This is a genomic window from Streptomyces sp. NPDC005866, assembly GCF_040629895.1.
In the GTDB taxonomy this organism is placed as follows: Bacteria; Actinomycetota; Actinomycetes; order Streptomycetales; family Streptomycetaceae; genus Streptomyces.
The window spans coordinates 1-14,860 of sequence record NZ_JBEXWP010000019.1 but is presented as its reverse complement, the minus strand read 5'-3'; the positions used below and the strand labels follow the sequence as shown (position 1 = coordinate 14,860).

The following is a 14,860-nucleotide window of genomic DNA, read 5'->3' as shown; positions in this document are numbered from 1 at the left end:
GCCGCCGGCGGAGCTCAGCCGAGCTGTTCGGCGGCCCGGCGGTGCACTCGCGTACCCGGCCATGGCCCGCACGGCGAGGAGGGCGCGGGCCTGTTCGTCCGTCGCCGGGTTCAGGACGAACACGCTGCCGCCGACCCGCCACCCCGGCGACCCGGCGCCCATGACGTGATCCGCGCGGGCGGTCCGCCCCGCCGGTGTCACCGGTCGGGGCGGACCGGTGTCACGACTTGCCCTTGGTGACGAGCCACTTGCCGCCGACCCAGTTGCCGACCGTCTCGTAGCCGGAGCGGAAGGAACCGAGCCAGTCCAGCTTCAGGCCGGCCTCGTCGGTGGACTTGACGGGGGTGTAGCTGCTCGCGTCGGTGGCCGAGCCGCCCGTGGTGTTCCTGGCGTAGTACGGGAAGGGGTAGACCGGACGGGAGGCGGTGGTGTTCCCGCCGCTGTCGACCGACTTGGTCGTCAGGCTGTCGGGGGCGGCGCCCTTGGTGACCCAGTCGGTGATCGCGGTCAGCGCGTCGAAGGTGTCCGGACCCTGGCCGCCGCCGCAGTGAGCGACCCCGGGGAGCAGGAACAGCCGCGTGAAGCTCTTGGTGGCCGCCTCGCCGCCCATGACCTTCTCAACGGCCTTGTAGTAGGCCATCGTTCCGACCGCCGGGATGTGCTGGTCGCCCAGACCGTGCCAGAGGATCAGCTTGCCGCCGGACTTCTTGAACGCCCTGAGGTCGGGGTCGGTGGCGTCGTACATGCCCTCGCCCAGCTGCATGATCTTCTTGGAGTAGGCGGCCGTGAACTTGATGTCCTTGTACGTCAGGACCGGCTGCGGGCTGTCGAAGATCTGGTAGCGCAGGGTCTCGCGGACGAAGCTGATGTCACCGGAGTCGCCGGTGGCGGTGGCCGGGGTGACGATCCCGGCCCAGTTCAGCTCGGAGCCGCGCAACTGGTAGCCCGGGTAGAGAAGTTCGCCGTGCTCGTCGGTGGGTCCGGCGTAGATCCGGCGCAGGGTGGTGACCTGGTCGGCGGTCAGGCAGTAGCCGTCGGACGTCGAGGTCTGTCCGGTCTTGCACTGGATGGTGCCCGGGTCCCAGGTGCAGCTCAGCGGGTCCGCGATGATCCCGTCCGCGGGGGCGCCGCAGCCCTTGAGCACGGCCTTGTGCAGGTCCGCGAGGCCGGCGTTGGTGATCGTGGCCGGGCCGCCGTTGAGATACACGGACTGGGCGGTCCAGGCGTGCGAGAAGGTGTTCAGCGCGGTGAAGTTGTTGGCCGGGGCGCCGGCGATGATGCCGTCGAAGTCGGTCGGGTAGCGCTGGGCCTCGGTGAGGGCCTGGTGGCCGCCCTGCGAGCAGCCGTCGAAGTAGGAGTGGGCGACGGCTTGGCCGTAGTACTTCTCGATGATGGCCTTGGACGCCTGGACCAGCAGGTGGTCGGACATGTAGCCGAAGTCGGCGCGCAGCGTCGGATCGCTGGAGAAGAGCCCGCCGCCCTGGTAGTGACCCTCGTCGCTGGAGGCGACGGCGAAGGCGCCGCTGGTCAGCGGGGCGCAGCCGGTCGAGGCGGGCGCGTTGGTCACGTTCGTGTTGCCGCACAGGCCGCCGCAGCCGACCTGGAGGTAGTCGGCCTGCCAGCCGGTCTGGGGCAGCTTGATCTCGAAGTGGATCTGCGGGGCGATCACGCCCTTGACGTCACAGGCGGCCCAGTTGCCGAGCGTGTTGCTGCTCGCGGCCAGTTCGGTGGCCGAGGTGATCTCGAAGGGCACACCGGGGACTGCGCTCGCCAGGTCCAGCTGGGCGATGCCGGAACAGGACATGGCCGGCGCGATACCGGAGGACGTGCTGCTGGTCGTCACGGCGTCGGCCACGGTCGGGTCGGCGGCCTGCGCGTTGCCGGTCGCACCGTAGGCGAGCGCCAGGCTCGCACCGGTCACGAGCGCCACGGTGGCGGCGAGGGTGGCCAGAAGGGCCGCTGACTTCCCCCTGCACCATCTGAACAGCTGGGGCATGCTCGGGTCTCCGTTCGATCGCCGTCGGGAAGCGTGCGGCGCCATGACGTCGGTGGGGGACCAGCGGGCCGCTCCACCTCGGCAATGGCTGTACGGCGCAGGAACGTAGCCTTCCGGCAAACTCGGCGCAATACCTGTCGACGAGATTGTTGACGATTTTGTCTGTGAAGCTGTCGGGTGACTGTGAATCTCCCTCGATCTTTGCTGTTGGCTAAATTGTCGACAATCCTGGGATCTGACGGATCGAGTGTCGACGAAGGAGAAGAACCAAGTGAAACGCGGGAGTGTCCTTGCCGGAATCGTCGCGGCGACCGCCGTCGCCGGGTGCTCTCCCACGCGCGGACACCTCGGTGAGCGGGCCCCCGCTGGCCGCGTACACCGGCCATGTCGTGGGCCACCGCCATCACCGAGGTCTTCGGGGACGGGCAGAAACTCACCGCGGTGGCCCTCAGATACGACGCTGGCACCCTCGGGCTCTCCGACCGGCGGCCCGGGAGGGGGCATGCCCACGCGAAAAAGGGCCCTCACAGGCTTCCGCCTGCGATGACCCTTCGCACCGTCGGGACGACAGGATTTGAACCTGCGACCCCTTGACCCCCAGTCAAGTGCGCTACCAAGCTGCGCCACGTCCCGGTGCCGTTTGACCTGGGATTTCCCGAGGCGAAACGCGCAAGGAAACAATACCGCACTCGGACCGGTGGTCGCGCACCGCTTTTGTCCGGGCGGGATGACGGCTCGACCTGGAGGCCGCGGCGGTACGGTCCGGTGCGGCGGGTCTCAGTCCGTGCCCGGCAACCCCACCTCCGGGTAGGAGTCCAGGAGCCGGGGTGGGGCCGCCTGTCTCCAGGAGTCGGCGAGGATGTCGCGCAGCTCGGCCTCGTCCTCCAGCGCGGCGAGCCGCGCCCGGACCCAGGCGAACTGAGCCTCGTGATCGGCGATCCAGAACTTCTCCGGCTCGGCGAGCACCAGTTCGTCGCGCTCCCCCTTGGGGCAGCGCACGGCGATGGAGGTCTCCTTCTCGGGCAGTGTGGCGAACATCTTGCCGGCGACCCGGAACGTGGGCATGCTCCAGGCGATCTTCTCGCTCGTCTCCGGCAGGGACAGCGCGACACGGCGTACGTCTTCGGCTTCCGGCATGCCCAGAACCGTAGCCCCTGCCACTGACAGTCAGCTGGTCAGAGCACCGACGTGCTTGTAGTAGAGGGTCGTCGGCCGCAGCACCCCGCCGGGGTCGGCCGCGTAGTCGGGGATGACTCCGGCGCGGGTCCAGCCGGCCGAGCGGTAGAGGTGCTCGGCGGGGCTGTCCGTCTCGGTGTCGAGATGGAGCAGGGTGATGCCGGCGGTGATCGCCGACTCTTCGGCGACGGCCAGCAGCCGCCTCCCGATGCCCTGGCCGCGGGCCTCACGGTGGACCATCAGCTTCACCAGCTCGGCACGGTGCCGGCTGTTCGGTTTGTCGGGGAAGGGAAAGGCCAGGCCGACCGTGCCGACCACCCGGTCGGCGCGGTCCAGCGCCGCCCACACGGCCAGCCGCCCGGCGGCCACGGCCGCCACCCGCCCCTGCCACCAGGCGACGGCCCGCTCCCGCTCGAAGGGCGCGAGGAAGCCGATGGACGCTCCGCCGTTCACGGTGTCGGCCAGTAGATCAGCCAACTCCCCTACGCGTTCCGACAATTGCTCCGCACCGAGGCGCAGCGCCGTCATGGCCGCACCACCGCCAGGACGTAACGCGTCTCCCCCGGCCCGGGGCACCGGAACCGCGTCGGCCCCCACACCCGCAGCCGCAGACAGTCGCCGGCGTCCAGGAGAAGTTCGACTTCCCGCACGGTCACCGCGAGCCTCCCGTCGAGCACCCAGATGTGCTGCTCCAGGCCGGGCACCGGCGGGCGGTCGTAGGCGATGTCCGCGCCCGCCGTGAGTCGGCCCTCGACGAGTTCGCCGCGCAGGCCGGGGTGCGGCGGCGACACGGACCGCCGTACGAAACCGGAGGCGCGATCCTCCCAGACCTGCTGTTCGGCGGCCCGCAGCACGGGCGCGGGCGCCGCCTCGACCTCGCTGAGCAGCTGGGACATGGTCCGTCCGTAGACGTTGCAGAGCCGGTTGAGGAGGGCGGCCGTGGGACTGGTCTCGGCCCGTTCGGCCCGGGACAGGGTGGACTTGCTCACTCCGCTGCGCTCCGCCAACTCGCCCAGGGACCAGCCGTGTTCGGCCCGCAGTTCGGCGAGGCGGCTGCCGAGGCTGGCGTCGACGGGGTCGGGGGCGACCGCCTCGCCTCGTTTCCCGTCCGGCTCGTCTCGTTTCATATCCGGGACGATATCCCTGATACGAAACGCCGGTGTTAAGGAGGGCTCACGGCCGTGCCGCCTCGCCCAGCGCCTCCAGCACCGGGCGGATGAGCGGATGGCCCTCGGCTCCACGTCGTACGGCCGCGAAGACCCGGCGGGTCGGGGCGTCGCCGTCGACGGGGCGTACGACGACGCCGGTGAGGTCCATGCCGCGCAGCGCCGAGCGGGGGACGAGGGCCACGCCCGCGTCGGCCGAGGCCAGGGCCACCACGGCCCGGAAGTCGTCGGAGGAGTGTTCGAGGCGGGGCTGGAAGCCGGCGTTCTCGCAGGCCAGGACGACCACGTCGTGGCAGGGGTTGCCGGGGTACGGGCCGATCCAGGCGTCCTTGGCCAGTTCGGCGAGGGGGACCTCGCCGGTCCCGGCCAGGCGGTGGTGGAGCGGGACGACCGCGTCGAAGGGCTCGGCGTACAGGGCCACATGGGTGAGCCGGGGGTCGTCGGCGGGCGGGGCCCCTCGGTACTCGACGGCGACCGCGACATCGACCTGCCGGTCCAGGACCATCGGCAGGCTGGCGTCACCCTCGGCGTCCTGGACGCGGATACGGATGCCGGGGGCGGTGCGGGCGAGATGCGCCACGGCGGGGGCGACCACCTGTGCGATGCCGGTGGCGAAGGCGGCGACGGTGACCGTGCCGGCCTCGCCGGAGCCGTACGCGGCCAGTTCGGCCTCGGCGCGCTCCAGTTGGGCGAGGACCGCGTTGGTGTGGGTGAGCAGGATCTCGCCGGCCGGAGTGAGCCGTACGCCCTTGGCACTGCGCTCGACCAGGCGGTGGCCGGTCTCCTGCTCAAGGGCGGCCAGCTGCTGCGAAACAGCGGAGGGGGTGAGATACAGCGCGGCGGCAGCCGCCGTCACCGTGCGGTGGTCGGCCACCGCACGGAGGATGTGGAGCCGCCGCGCCTCGATCATGGGATCGATTATCGCAATATGTCCGGGGTGCTCAGGCCGTCAGCTCGGCCCTGGCCGCGACGAAGGCGTCCACCGCGCGGTTGACGTCGTCCGTCGAGTGGGCCGCGGACAGCTGCACCCGGATCCGGGCCTGGCCCTGCGGCACCACCGGGTACGAGAAGCCGATCACGTACACGCCCCGCTCCAGGAGCAGCTCGGCCATGCGGGCTGCCCGCGCCGCGTCGCCGATCATCACGGGGGCGATGGCGTGGTCGCCGGGGAGGATGTCGAAGCCCTCCTCGGTCATCCGGCGGCGGAACAGGGCGGTGTTCTCGGCGAGGTGGACCCGGAGGTCGTCCGCCGACTCCAGCAGGTCGAGCACCTTCAGCGAGGCCGCCGCGATCACCGGGGCGAGGGTGTTCGAGAAGAGGTAGGGGCGGGAGCGCTGGCGGAGCAGGGCGACGATCTCGGTGCGGGCCGTCACATAGCCGCCGGAGGCACCGCCCAGCGCCTTGCCCAGGGTGCCGGTGATGATGTCGACGCGGTCCATCACGCCGTGCAGCTCCGGGGTGCCGCGGCCGGACGGGCCGACGAATCCGACGGCGTGCGAGTCGTCGACCATGACCATCGCGTCGTAACGGTCGGCGAGGTCGCAGATCTCGCGCAGCGGCGCCACATAGCCGTCCATGGAGAAGACGCCGTCGGTGACCACCAGCCTGCGCCGGGCGTTCTGCGCCTCCTTCAACTGGCGCTCCAGGTCGACGAGATCGCGGTTGGCGTAGCGGAGACGGCGGGCCTTGGAGAGGCGGATGCCGTCGATGATCGAGGCATGGTTGAGGGCGTCGGAGATCACCGCGTCCTCCGGCCCGAGGAGGGTCTCGAAGACACCGCCGTTGGCGTCGAAGCAGGAGGAGTACAGGATCGTGTCCTCCTGCCCGAGGAAGGCGGACAGCCGGGACTCCAGCTCCTTGTGGACCTCCTGGGTTCCGCAGATGAAGCGCACGGAGGCCATGCCGTAGCCCCAGCGGTCCAGGGCCTCGTGGGCGGCGGCGATCACCTCGGGGTGGTCGGCGAGGCCGAGGTAGTTGTTGGCGCAGAAGTTGAGGACCTCACCGGGGCGGCCGCCCGCGGTCACGTTGACGGTCGCGGACTGCGGGGTCCCGATGACACGCTCGGGTTTGTGCAGGCCGGCGGCGCGGATCTCGTCGAGGGTGGCGCGCAGGTCGTCGCGCACGGAGTCGAACATCATCAATCCTTGATTGTCGTCAGTGTCGTCAGAGGGTCCAGTCGAGGATGACCTTGCCGCCACTGCCGCTCGCGGCGTCGGCGAAGGCCGCCTCGAAGTCCCGGTAGCCGTAGCGGCCGGTGATCACGGGGGCGAGGTCGAGTCCGCCCTCCAGGAGGACCGACATCGCGTACCACGTCTCGAACATCTCGCGGCCGTAGATGCCCTTGATGGTGATCATCGACGTGACGATCCGGGCCCAGTCGACGGGGAAGTCCTGGGCGGGCAGGCCGAGCATGGCGATACGGCCGCCGTGCGTCATGTTGGCGATCATGTCCTGGAGTGCCTCGGGCCGGCCGGACATCTCCAGGCCGATGTCGAAGCCTTCGCGCAGCCCCAACTCCCGCTGCCCGTCGGCGATCCGGGCCCGCGACACGTTCAGGGCGAGGTTCACGCCGATCTTGCGGGCGAGGTCGAGGCGCTCCTCGCTGACGTCGGTGATCACGACGTTGCGGGCCCCCGCGTGCCGGGCCACCGCGGCCGCCATCAGGCCGATGGGGCCGGCGCCGGTGATCAGCACGTCCTCGCCGACGAGCGGGAAGGAGAGCGCGGTGTGCACGGCGTTGCCGAACGGGTCGAAGATCGCGGCGACGTCCAGGTCGACGGGGACGCGGTGTACCCAGACGTTGCCGGCGGGCAGCACGACGTACTCGGCGAACGCGCCGTCGCGGCCGACGCCGAGGCCGACCGTGGCCCGGCACAGATGGCGCCGACCGGCCAGGCAGTTGCGGCATTTGCCACACACGAGGTGGCCCTCGCCGCTGACGCGGTCACCGAACTTGACGTCCACGACATCGCGGCCGGTCCCGACGACCTCGCCGACGAACTCGTGCCCGACGACCAGGGGTGTGGTGACCGTCTGCCGGGCCCAGCCGTCCCAGGCCCGGATGTGCAGGTCGGTTCCGCAGATGCCGGTCCGCAACACCTTGATCAGTACGTCACCGGGTCCGACCGTGGGCTCCGGCACGTCCGCGAGCCACAGCCCGGGCTCCGCTTTCTCCTTGACCAGCGCCTTCAACGCTACGGCTCCTGTGCGTGAGGTCCCGGCCGCGGGCACGCCGAAGCGGCCCGCAGCCGGGGAGGGGGGTGGAATCGCACTGCAATCTGCCGTACCCGGGCGCCTCGGGTCCATCGAGGATTTCTTAACCGCCGCCACAGCTCTCCTTCACGCCCGTACCGGCCCCGGGCAGCGGTTCCAGTGCCGCAACAGGCAGCGGCACTAGTCGAGGCGGGAGACCTGGTAGTGGCTGATGTACCAGTCGTCCCCCTCGCGGGTCAGGAGGACCGAGAGCTTCACGTCCAGCGGTGGCCGGTCCGTGAACGAGAACTCGACTGCCAGGTAGCCGAGGACGACGCCTTCGGCGGGCCGCCAGGTCTCCAGGATGCGGTACGCGGCCTTCAGGCCGGGGGGCTGGGAGTCGTAGTACTCGGCGACGCCCTGCCGTCCGACGCTGTAGGGGTGCAGTCCCTGGAAGACGGCATCCTCGGTGAACTGGGCGGCGACGTCATCGCCCCCCTGGTCGTCGCCCCGCTGCTGCGCCACGGCTACCACCAGGCCCTGCTCCTGGCCGCCATGGTGGTCCTCGCCGCGGCCGCGGCCGCCGCCGTGCTGCGCATCGGATTCCCGCACCACATGGGCGCGGAACACACAGGCGACCGTTCCCGTCGTCACAGCAGCGGGAGCCCGTCCGCCTCGCGTCGCTCGATGCGGGCCACCAGCTCCGCCGCCGACGACTTGATGGCCTCCAGGCCGGCCCTGCCCCAGGCCCGCGGCTCCACGTCGACCACGCACACCGTGCCGAGTGTCGTCCCCGTGCTGTCGATGAGCGGGGCGCCCAGATAGGAACGGATGCCGAACTCGTCGACGACCGGATTGCCCGCGAACCGCGGGTAGTCGCCGACGTCCTCCAGGACCAACGCCTTGCGCCGGACCACCACATGGGGGCAGAAACCATGGTCGCGGGCCAGCTCACGGCCGAGCACCGGCGTACTGCCGTCGGGCTTCACCACCGGCGGTGGCACGGCCGGCAGGTGCAGGCCGGCGAAGAACTGCCGGTTCTCGCCGATGAAGTTGACCATGGCGTACGGCGTCCCGGTGACCTCGGCGAGCCGGTCCGCATAGGCGTCGAGCTCGGGGTGGGGGTGTTCACCGAGGCCCAGTTGGCCGAGGCGCCGGGTGCGTACGGGCGCCTCCTTGTCCTCCGGCGTGAGCAGCAGACGACCGGCCGGGCGCGACGGGTCGTACCTCATGGGCGGGATCCGTCGCTGTGGACGTGGGTCATATATGGGCTCCGTGAGGGGTGTGTGTGGTTCACATGTGGGCGCCGTGGCTCGGCGCGGAGACCGGAGCGTGGGCGATGAGATGACGGACGAGGGTGAGCAGGGTCTGGACGCCGGAGCTGGAGATACGGGCGTCGCAGCGGACGACCGGGACCTCGGGGTCGAGGTCGATGGCTGCGCGCACCTCCTCGGGGTCGTAGCGGTGGGAACCGTCGAACTCGTTGATGGCGACGATGAAGCCGAGGCCGCGCTCCTCGAAGAAGTCGACAGCCGCGAAGCAGTCCTCCAGACGGCGGGTGTCGGCGAGGATGACCGCGCCGAGCGCGCCCTCGGACAGCTCGTCCCACATGAACCAGAACCGCTCCTGCCCGGGCGTGCCGAACAGATAGAGCACATGTTCGGGGTCCAGGGTGATGCGGCCGAAGTCCATGGCCACGGTCGTCTCGACCTTGTTCTCGACACCGTCGAGGTTGTCGGTCGCGGCGCTCACCGTGGTGAGGAGTTCCTCCGTGGACAGCGGCGCGATCTCGCTGACCGCGCCCACGAAGGTGGTCTTGCCGGCCCCGAACCCACCGGCCACCAGGATTTTCAGCGCGGTGGGGAAGGGGTCACAGCTGTCGTCGTAGTCCATCGAGCACTGCCTCCAGAAGAGACCGGTCAGTGGGGTTGTGGTGGAACACGGGGGGCCGTGCGGTCAGCGCCCCGCAGTCGACGAGGTCGGAGAGCAGCACCTTGGTGACCACGGCGGGCAGCTTGAGGTGCGCGGCGATCTCGGCGACCGAGACGGGTGCGCGGCACAGGTCGAGCGCCTGCGCATGCTCGGGGCCGAGGTAGCCGAGGGGGGTGGCCCCGGTGGCCATCACCTGCGACAGCAGGTCGAAGGCGATGCTGGGCTCGGTGCGGCCGTTGCTGACCGTGAACGGGCGCACCAGGCGTCCGGCCGCATCGTCCAGCCATGGCCCGTCGCCGGCTGCCGCCACCCTCAAGGCCTCATCGCCGTGGGTTCGACGGCGTGCTGCCGGGGCGCGGTGACGAGGTACGGCCGGACGCTCTTGACCAGCATCGCCATCTCGTAGCCGAGGACGGCGGCGTCGGCCTCGCGGCCGGCCAGCACGGCGAGGCAGGTGCCGGAACCGGCGGTGGTGACGAACAGCAGCGTCGAGTCGAGTTCGACGACCACCTGACGGACGTCCCCGCCGTCGCCGAAGCGGACGCCCGCGCTGCGGCCGAGCGAGTACAGACCGGAGGCGAGCGCCGCCATGTGGTCGGCGCTGTCGGGGTCGAGGCCGTGGACGGACTTCACCAGCCCGTCGCAGGACAGGAGCACCGCGCTGGTGGTGTGGGGTACGCGCTGGACGAGGCCGCTCATCAGCCAGTCGAGGTCGGATACCTGGGCGGTCGGCGCATCGCTCGCCATGGTGGATCGACTCCTTGGGGTACGAAGGTCTGCGGGAGCGCTGGGGGTGGGGGTGGAAACGGTGCTGGTCATCCGGCCGGTGCGCTCCCGTCGGGCCGGGCGGTGAATTCGGAAGTGTGCACCGGGCGCAGGGCCGGGGAGTGCGACTGGGGTCGGGACGCGGGCCGAGGGTCGGCCGGGTCCCCGTGTGCCCGGCTCATGTGTGCCGGGGCCGTGTGTGCCGGGGTCGTGTGTGCCGGGGTCGTGTGTGCCGCCTCGATATGGGCGGGGTCCATGGGTGTGGCCTCCATGTGGGTGGCGTCCATGTGCTCGGCGTCCATGTGGGTGGCGTCCGCATGTGTGGCGTGCGATGTGCTGCTCGCCATGTCCCCGGACCCCTCGCCGGACCTCGTAACGCCGGATCCGTCGTCGGCGCCCATGTTGGCGAGCCCCATACCGGTCAGCCCGGTATAGAGGGTCTCTCCATGTGGCCCGCCCACAGGCTCGGCGGCTGTCGGCTCCGCCTGAGCGGACTCCAGATGTTGCTGGGTCTCGGCGAGGCCGATGCCCCGCTGGAAGGCGGCCATCAGGCCGGGGTCGTGGCAGGCCGGGGCCTCGTTGTCCTGGCGGGGTGCCGGGCCGCCGCGGAGTTGGGGGACGATGTGCTCCTGGGCCCGGCGGCGCGGCAGTTGGGGTTTGCCCATGGTGCCGCGCACGGCGCCGACGCGCGGAACGGGCGGGGTGCCGGCGTGATCGGCGACAGCGGGCCGGTCCTCGGGGCGGATGCCGGGCAGCGCCTCGGCGGGGTTGGGCCGGGTCTCCTGAGTGCCCCGTACCGGCAGCGGCGCGGGTGCGCCTCCGTGCTGCGCGTGCCGGTGCCGCCCGCCGGCGGCGGCCGCGGCCGGTCCCCGCTGCGGCGCGGCCCGTCGGTCCGCCGGCGCACCGCCCGGGGCGGCCGCCCGCCCCCCGGCTCCCGCGTTCGGTCCCGCGGCGCCGCCGCGGTTGCCCTCCGGTGTTCCGGTGGTGCCGGACGGCCGTGCGGCCCCGGCTCCCGCGTCGCGCGGCTGCGGTACCGCCCCGGGTGCGCCCGGTGCCGTACCCAGCAGGACCTGCGGGACGACGAGGACAGCCTGGACGCCTCCGTAGATGTTGGTCTGAAGGCGGACGTTGATGCCGTGGCGGCGGGCGAGCTGGGAGACGACGAAGAGGCCGATGCGGCCGTCGGCCAGCAGGCTGGCGACGTTGACCTGGTCGGGGTCGGCGAGCAGGGCGTTCATCTTGGACTGTTCGCCGACCGGCATGCCGAGTCCGCGGTCCTCGACCTCGACCGCGAGGCCGGAGGTGACGAGGTTGGCGCGGAGCAGCACCTGGGTCTGCGGGGCGGAGAACACCGTGGCGTTCTCGACCAGTTCGGCGAGGAGGTGGATGACGTCGGCGACGGCGTGCCCGCGCAGTTCGCCGTCGATCGGCGGGACGAGTTTGACACGGGAGTACTGCTCGACCTCGGCGATGGCGGAGCGCAGCACCTCGGTCATGGAGACGGGGTTGCTCCACTGCCGCCGGGACACGGCGCCGCCGAGCACGGCGAGGTTCTCGGCGTGCCGTCGGATGCGGGTGGCCAGGTGGTCGACGTGGAAGAGGCCTTTGAGGAGGTCCGGGTCCTCGATCTCGTTCTCCAGCTCGTCGAGGATCGAGATCTCTCGGTGCACGAGGGACTGAAGCCGCCGCGCCAGGTTGACGAAGACCTCCAGCTTCTGTTCGCTGCCGGCGTGGCTGGAAAGCTGGGCCGCCTGCACGACGGCGGTGACGGCGCCGTCGTGCGCGCGGGACAGGTCGGCGGCGAGCAGTTCGAACTCGTCGGCGTCCTCGGGCGGCCCACCGCGCGACTTGCGCTGGGGCGGGGTCTCGCCGCGGCGCAGCGCGTCGACGAGGGCCAGCAGATCCGCCTCGCCGCGGGCGGCGTTGCGGCGCAGGATACCGACGCGGTCGCTGACCGAGCGGGCGGCCCGGCGCGCGGCCACGGCGGCGATCACGATGGCCGTGACCGTCACCGAGACCGCCCCGGCGAGCACGGCCAGCAGGGTGAGGCTGGGCCGGGCCCCGGTGGCGCGGACGGTGAACAGGACGGCCGCACAGCCGCTGAGCGCCACCGCGACCGGCGGCAGCACGGCGAGGCGCATGAGCTGAGGCCGTATATGGGTCTCGGGCAGCGCGGGAACGGGTCTGGCGACCGGACGTCCGTGCCGGCCGCCCTCACGGCGGTCGGCGCGGGAGGCCGGTGCACGGAGGTGAGACATCTGCGTCCTCGTACTGGTCCGTCGGGCCTGATTGCTCGCGCGTGCCGCCCGAGTTGGGCATGCGCCATCGCGCTGTCGGCCGAGGGGACCGCAAAAGAATTCGGCCCCGCGCCGCCCGACGGACACTCACAGTAGTCGCCAACGCATCATGTGCGGTGGGCAGTTGACAAAGTCCCCCGGAGATGGTCCCGCTCTGGTATGAGCCGTCGTACGAAAGACCGATAACCCCTTCGCCGTCTCACTCTCGAACCGCCGCCGACCGATCCGACCTGCTCAAAAACGGTCAGACGAAAAGGGTGAAGCCCGGAGTGACCGACACACCGCACCCCGTGTCAGCCCTCGGTCCGCACACCCTCGACAGGCCCGCCAGGACGGCCGTACGGCCCGCCACCCCCGGCCACCATCCCCCAAAACATCACCCACAGTGACAACTTTCTGCTCGGCCGCCAGGCCTCTTCTCACCCGGGGGCGTCGTGCTGCGCCTCACTTCACAAGGTCGTCCGCGTCCGGCGTCACCGCTTCGCCGGCCAGGTCGAGGTCTCGCTGCCCGGACTCGCCGCGCGGCTGGACGGCGGGGCGCCACGGCCGGGCGATCGGGGCCGACACCTCGCGCCACCACGGGTCGGCGGGCAGCTTCCCGGACGGCTCGAAGGGCTCACCGGGGCGCGGCACCGCCACCGCCTGATCCGCCTCGTCCCCCGCGTCCTTCGTCCACTCCCCCGGCTCGGCCCAGGCGTGCGGAGCGAGGTTGAAGGTGCCCCAGTGGATCGGCACCAGCACGCCGTCCGGGCCACCGCCCTGCAGGTCGAGGTGTGCGCGCATGCCCTCCTCGGGCGTGATGTGTATGTCCGGCAAGACCAAGCAGAACGCCGTGTCCGTGGTCCTCACGGACGCCGAGGGCGCGTGCTGTTCTGCAACCCTGTCCGGCCGGGCAGTTGCGCCCACATCACCCAGGCCCGACAGCTCGGACTGGCCCGGCTCCCGGGCGACGGCGGTGACCGCAGTGGATCGTCGAGCGGTTCTTCGCCCACCTGATGGGCACCCGCCGTCTGGTGCGCGACTTCGAACGCCGCACCACCAGCGCCGAGGCGATGGTCTACTGGTCGATGACCCTGCTTATGACGCGCCGCCTTGCCCGGCCACACCTTGGGCGACGGTGAACCGGCCCGGCTGCCGTTCGGCCAGCCAGTCCCGCGCGACCAGGCGTTTCGCCTTCGACCGCAGCGCCTCCACCTTCGCCGGCACCGCGTCCAGGCCGAACATCACGGCCAACTCCCGGCAGGTCAGCGGCCCTTGATGGAGCCGGTGCCGGTCCCTGAGGGCCTCAAGGATGCGCTGATAGTCCACCGACAGCACCGACCAGGCCAGCCCCTCAAGAGCAGGCCGCCTTGAGGTCGGGATTCGGGTCTGGGGGATCGGGCGTCTCATGGGTCATGGCTGGTTTGTGGGTTCGGAGCTGTGATGCGTCAGCTCGGCTGAGGGGGAGGCCCCTCCTGCCTCCAGGGAGGCATCGGGCGGGGACTGGATGCGGTGTTGGCAGCGTTCGTCATCCGTGGCGCCTGCGCAGGTGTTCGCCTCCTGCCTCACTTCGTCGGTTGATGTGAAACCAACTTGGTGGGGATGCGGCCTACGTTAGCCTGACCCGTACAGGGAATTTGTCGCTCCAAGGGGGATCAATGAGCAGATTCGGTACTAGGGCGAGACGGATCATCTCAGCGGTCGCGGTTGTCGTGGCGGCGGCCGGCATCGTAACGGGCGGGGACGGTGTGGCGTCGGCGACCGACCCCAACGACGCGCCCCCCGGTTACGCGGGTCCGTTCTCCTACTGCCAGGGCAGCCGATACGACTCCGTCCCGCTAGGAGACGGTCATGCCTACATCGACGTCTACTGGACTTCCGCAGGCAGCGGCCAACTCTGCGCGATGACCTACGACGTGGCAGACGGACGGCACAACATGGAGGTCCGCATCCGACGCACAGATTGGCAGACCTCCTGGTACGACAATGGGTTCTACGACAGGTACGCCGGAGCGATCTACGTTGGGGGCATGGAGGGACGCTGCGCCTACCTCTCCGGGTGGGTGGAACACGACGGCCACAGGTACGCCAACGGTGAGACCTTCTGCCCCTGACCCACATGTCCGTCGCGTTCACCCGGGGTTGGCCGGACGACCGTGTGCGGCCGGCCTCACCGGCGAATCCCCGCCAGTACGAGCCTGACCCCCAATGTCGGGTCTCGTGCGACGTGGGGGTCTGTGTAGCGAACGGCCCTGTCTCACATTCGGTGGTGACGGAGCGTCGTAACAGGTCGTTGGCATTCGTGTGAGGGATGTCAATGAGCTTGTGCAGACGGTCTTTTCGGGCCTGTCCCCGCT

Annotated in this window: 14 protein-coding genes, 1 tRNA gene and 4 pseudogenes; 3 read left to right on the top strand and 16 right to left on the bottom strand. The window is 70.8% G+C overall.

Annotation, left to right across the window (positions count from 1 at the left end; genetic code table 11):
- Positions 1 to 220: 220 nt before the first annotated feature.
- From ABZ396_RS25965 to ABZ396_RS25925, 9 genes are all read right to left on the bottom strand, one after another.
- Complete coding sequence (locus tag ABZ396_RS25965; protein ID WP_358926471.1) at positions 221 to 1,996, bottom strand: tannase/feruloyl esterase family alpha/beta hydrolase; 1,776 nt, start codon at positions 1,994 to 1,996, stop codon at positions 221 to 223.
- A gap of 559 nt (positions 1,997 to 2,555) precedes the next feature.
- Positions 2,556 to 2,629 (bottom strand) — tRNA-Pro (locus ABZ396_RS25960).
- A 144-nt stretch (positions 2,630 to 2,773) separates the two neighbouring features.
- Positions 2,774 to 3,133 (bottom strand): MmcQ/YjbR family DNA-binding protein, encoded by a 360-nt coding sequence (locus ABZ396_RS25955; RefSeq protein ID WP_358926472.1) that lies wholly within the window; start codon positions 3,131 to 3,133, stop codon positions 2,774 to 2,776.
- A 30-nt stretch (positions 3,134 to 3,163) separates the two neighbouring features.
- On the bottom strand, positions 3,164 to 3,700 hold the full coding sequence (locus ABZ396_RS25950) for a GNAT family N-acetyltransferase (RefSeq protein WP_358926473.1): 537 nt from the start codon (positions 3,698 to 3,700) through the stop codon (positions 3,164 to 3,166).
- Positions 3,697 to 4,299, bottom strand: coding sequence for a helix-turn-helix domain-containing protein (locus ABZ396_RS25945; RefSeq protein ID WP_358926474.1), 603 nt, complete (start codon positions 4,297 to 4,299; stop codon positions 3,697 to 3,699). The genes ABZ396_RS25950 and ABZ396_RS25945 overlap by 4 nt, the downstream gene beginning before the upstream one ends.
- 46 nt (positions 4,300 to 4,345) lie before the next feature.
- Entirely contained in the window at positions 4,346 to 5,248 is a 903-nt protein-coding gene (locus tag ABZ396_RS25940; RefSeq protein WP_358926475.1) for a LysR family transcriptional regulator, read from the bottom strand.
- Positions 5,249 to 5,279: 31 nt separating this feature from the next.
- The gene (locus ABZ396_RS25935; RefSeq protein ID WP_358926476.1) at positions 5,280 to 6,473 is read right to left on the bottom strand and encodes a glycine C-acetyltransferase; all 1,194 of its coding nucleotides are present in this window, start codon (positions 6,471 to 6,473) and stop codon (positions 5,280 to 5,282) included.
- A 28-nt stretch (positions 6,474 to 6,501) separates the two neighbouring features.
- Positions 6,502 to 7,530 (bottom strand): L-threonine 3-dehydrogenase, encoded by a 1,029-nt coding sequence (gene tdh, locus ABZ396_RS25930; protein WP_358926477.1) that lies wholly within the window; start codon positions 7,528 to 7,530, stop codon positions 6,502 to 6,504.
- Positions 7,531 to 7,731: 201 nt separating this feature from the next.
- On the bottom strand, positions 7,732 to 8,067 hold the full coding sequence (locus ABZ396_RS25925; protein WP_358926482.1) for a hypothetical protein: 336 nt from the start codon (positions 8,065 to 8,067) through the stop codon (positions 7,732 to 7,734).
- Here ABZ396_RS25925 and ABZ396_RS25920 point away from each other — a divergent pair.
- Positions 8,011 to 8,148: pseudogene (locus tag ABZ396_RS25920) on the top strand (MFS transporter); the annotation flags it as partial. The gene ABZ396_RS25925 and the pseudogene ABZ396_RS25920 sit on opposite strands and share 57 nt — an antisense overlap.
- Before the next feature lie 32 nt (positions 8,149 to 8,180).
- Here the strand turns inward: ABZ396_RS25920 and ABZ396_RS25915 are convergent.
- The 6 genes and pseudogenes from ABZ396_RS25915 to ABZ396_RS25890 all read right to left on the bottom strand — a co-directional run.
- On the bottom strand, positions 8,181 to 8,762 hold the full coding sequence (locus tag ABZ396_RS25915; RefSeq protein ID WP_358926478.1) for a GAF domain-containing protein: 582 nt from the start codon (positions 8,760 to 8,762) through the stop codon (positions 8,181 to 8,183).
- 61 nt (positions 8,763 to 8,823) lie between these two features.
- On the bottom strand, positions 8,824 to 9,423 hold the full coding sequence (locus ABZ396_RS25910) for an ATP/GTP-binding protein (protein ID WP_358926479.1): 600 nt from the start codon (positions 9,421 to 9,423) through the stop codon (positions 8,824 to 8,826).
- A complete protein-coding gene (locus tag ABZ396_RS25905) occupies positions 9,401 to 9,772 on the bottom strand; it encodes a DUF742 domain-containing protein (RefSeq protein WP_358926480.1) in 372 nt (123 codons plus the stop codon). The genes ABZ396_RS25910 and ABZ396_RS25905 overlap by 23 nt, the downstream gene beginning before the upstream one ends.
- Before the next feature lie 2 nt (positions 9,773 to 9,774).
- Positions 9,775 to 10,209, bottom strand: coding sequence for a roadblock/LC7 domain-containing protein (locus tag ABZ396_RS25900; RefSeq protein WP_046728213.1), 435 nt, complete (start codon positions 10,207 to 10,209; stop codon positions 9,775 to 9,777).
- Positions 10,210 to 10,277: 68 nt separating this feature from the next.
- A complete protein-coding gene (locus tag ABZ396_RS25895) occupies positions 10,278 to 12,485 on the bottom strand; it encodes an ATP-binding protein (RefSeq protein ID WP_359186031.1) in 2,208 nt (735 codons plus the stop codon).
- Positions 12,486 to 12,968: 483 nt separating this feature from the next.
- Positions 12,969 to 13,337 (bottom strand): annotated as a pseudogene (locus tag ABZ396_RS25890) (MBL fold metallo-hydrolase); the annotation flags it as partial.
- A gap of 191 nt (positions 13,338 to 13,528) precedes the next feature.
- On the opposite strand from ABZ396_RS25890, the pseudogene ABZ396_RS25885 reads away from it, so the two are divergent.
- Positions 13,529 to 13,645: pseudogene (locus ABZ396_RS25885) on the top strand (IS5/IS1182 family transposase); the annotation flags it as partial.
- On the opposite strand, the pseudogene ABZ396_RS25880 reads toward ABZ396_RS25885, so the two are convergent.
- Positions 13,602 to 13,859: pseudogene (locus ABZ396_RS25880) on the bottom strand (hypothetical protein); the annotation flags it as partial. The pseudogenes ABZ396_RS25885 and ABZ396_RS25880 sit on opposite strands and share 44 nt — an antisense overlap.
- Positions 13,860 to 14,161: 302 nt before the next feature.
- Between ABZ396_RS25880 and ABZ396_RS25875 the strand changes: the two are divergent.
- Positions 14,162 to 14,617 carry a hypothetical protein gene (locus tag ABZ396_RS25875; protein ID WP_358927052.1) on the top strand — a complete coding sequence of 152 codons (456 nt, stop codon included), beginning with the start codon at positions 14,162 to 14,164 and terminating at the stop codon, positions 14,615 to 14,617.
- The last annotated feature ends 243 nt before the right edge of the window (positions 14,618 to 14,860 follow it).

Excerpts from the sequence above, each read along its gene's own strand:
- ABZ396_RS25965 (WP_358926471.1), bottom strand. The coding sequence starts at position 1,996 with ATGCCCCAGCTGTTCAGATGGTGCAGGGGGAAGTCAGCGGCCCTTCTG.
- ABZ396_RS25955 (WP_358926472.1), bottom strand. The coding sequence starts at position 3,133 with ATGCCGGAAGCCGAAGACGTACGCCGTGTCGCGCTGTCCCTGCCGGAG.
- ABZ396_RS25950 (WP_358926473.1), bottom strand. The coding sequence starts at position 3,700 with ATGACGGCGCTGCGCCTCGGTGCGGAGCAATTGTCGGAACGCGTAGGG.
- ABZ396_RS25945 (WP_358926474.1), bottom strand. The coding sequence starts at position 4,299 with ATGAAACGAGACGAGCCGGACGGGAAACGAGGCGAGGCGGTCGCCCCC.
- ABZ396_RS25940 (WP_358926475.1), bottom strand. The coding sequence starts at position 5,248 with ATGATCGAGGCGCGGCGGCTCCACATCCTCCGTGCGGTGGCCGACCAC.
- ABZ396_RS25935 (WP_358926476.1), bottom strand. The coding sequence starts at position 6,473 with ATGTTCGACTCCGTGCGCGACGACCTGCGCGCCACCCTCGACGAGATC.
- ABZ396_RS25915 (WP_358926478.1), bottom strand. The coding sequence starts at position 8,762 with ATGAGGTACGACCCGTCGCGCCCGGCCGGTCGTCTGCTGCTCACGCCG.
- ABZ396_RS25910 (WP_358926479.1), bottom strand. The coding sequence starts at position 9,423 with ATGGACTACGACGACAGCTGTGACCCCTTCCCCACCGCGCTGAAAATC.
- ABZ396_RS25900 (WP_046728213.1), bottom strand. The coding sequence starts at position 10,209 with ATGGCGAGCGATGCGCCGACCGCCCAGGTATCCGACCTCGACTGGCTG.
- ABZ396_RS25895 (WP_359186031.1), bottom strand. The coding sequence starts at position 12,485 with ATGTCTCACCTCCGTGCACCGGCCTCCCGCGCCGACCGCCGTGAGGGC.
- ABZ396_RS25875 (WP_358927052.1), top strand. The coding sequence starts at position 14,162 with ATGAGCAGATTCGGTACTAGGGCGAGACGGATCATCTCAGCGGTCGCG.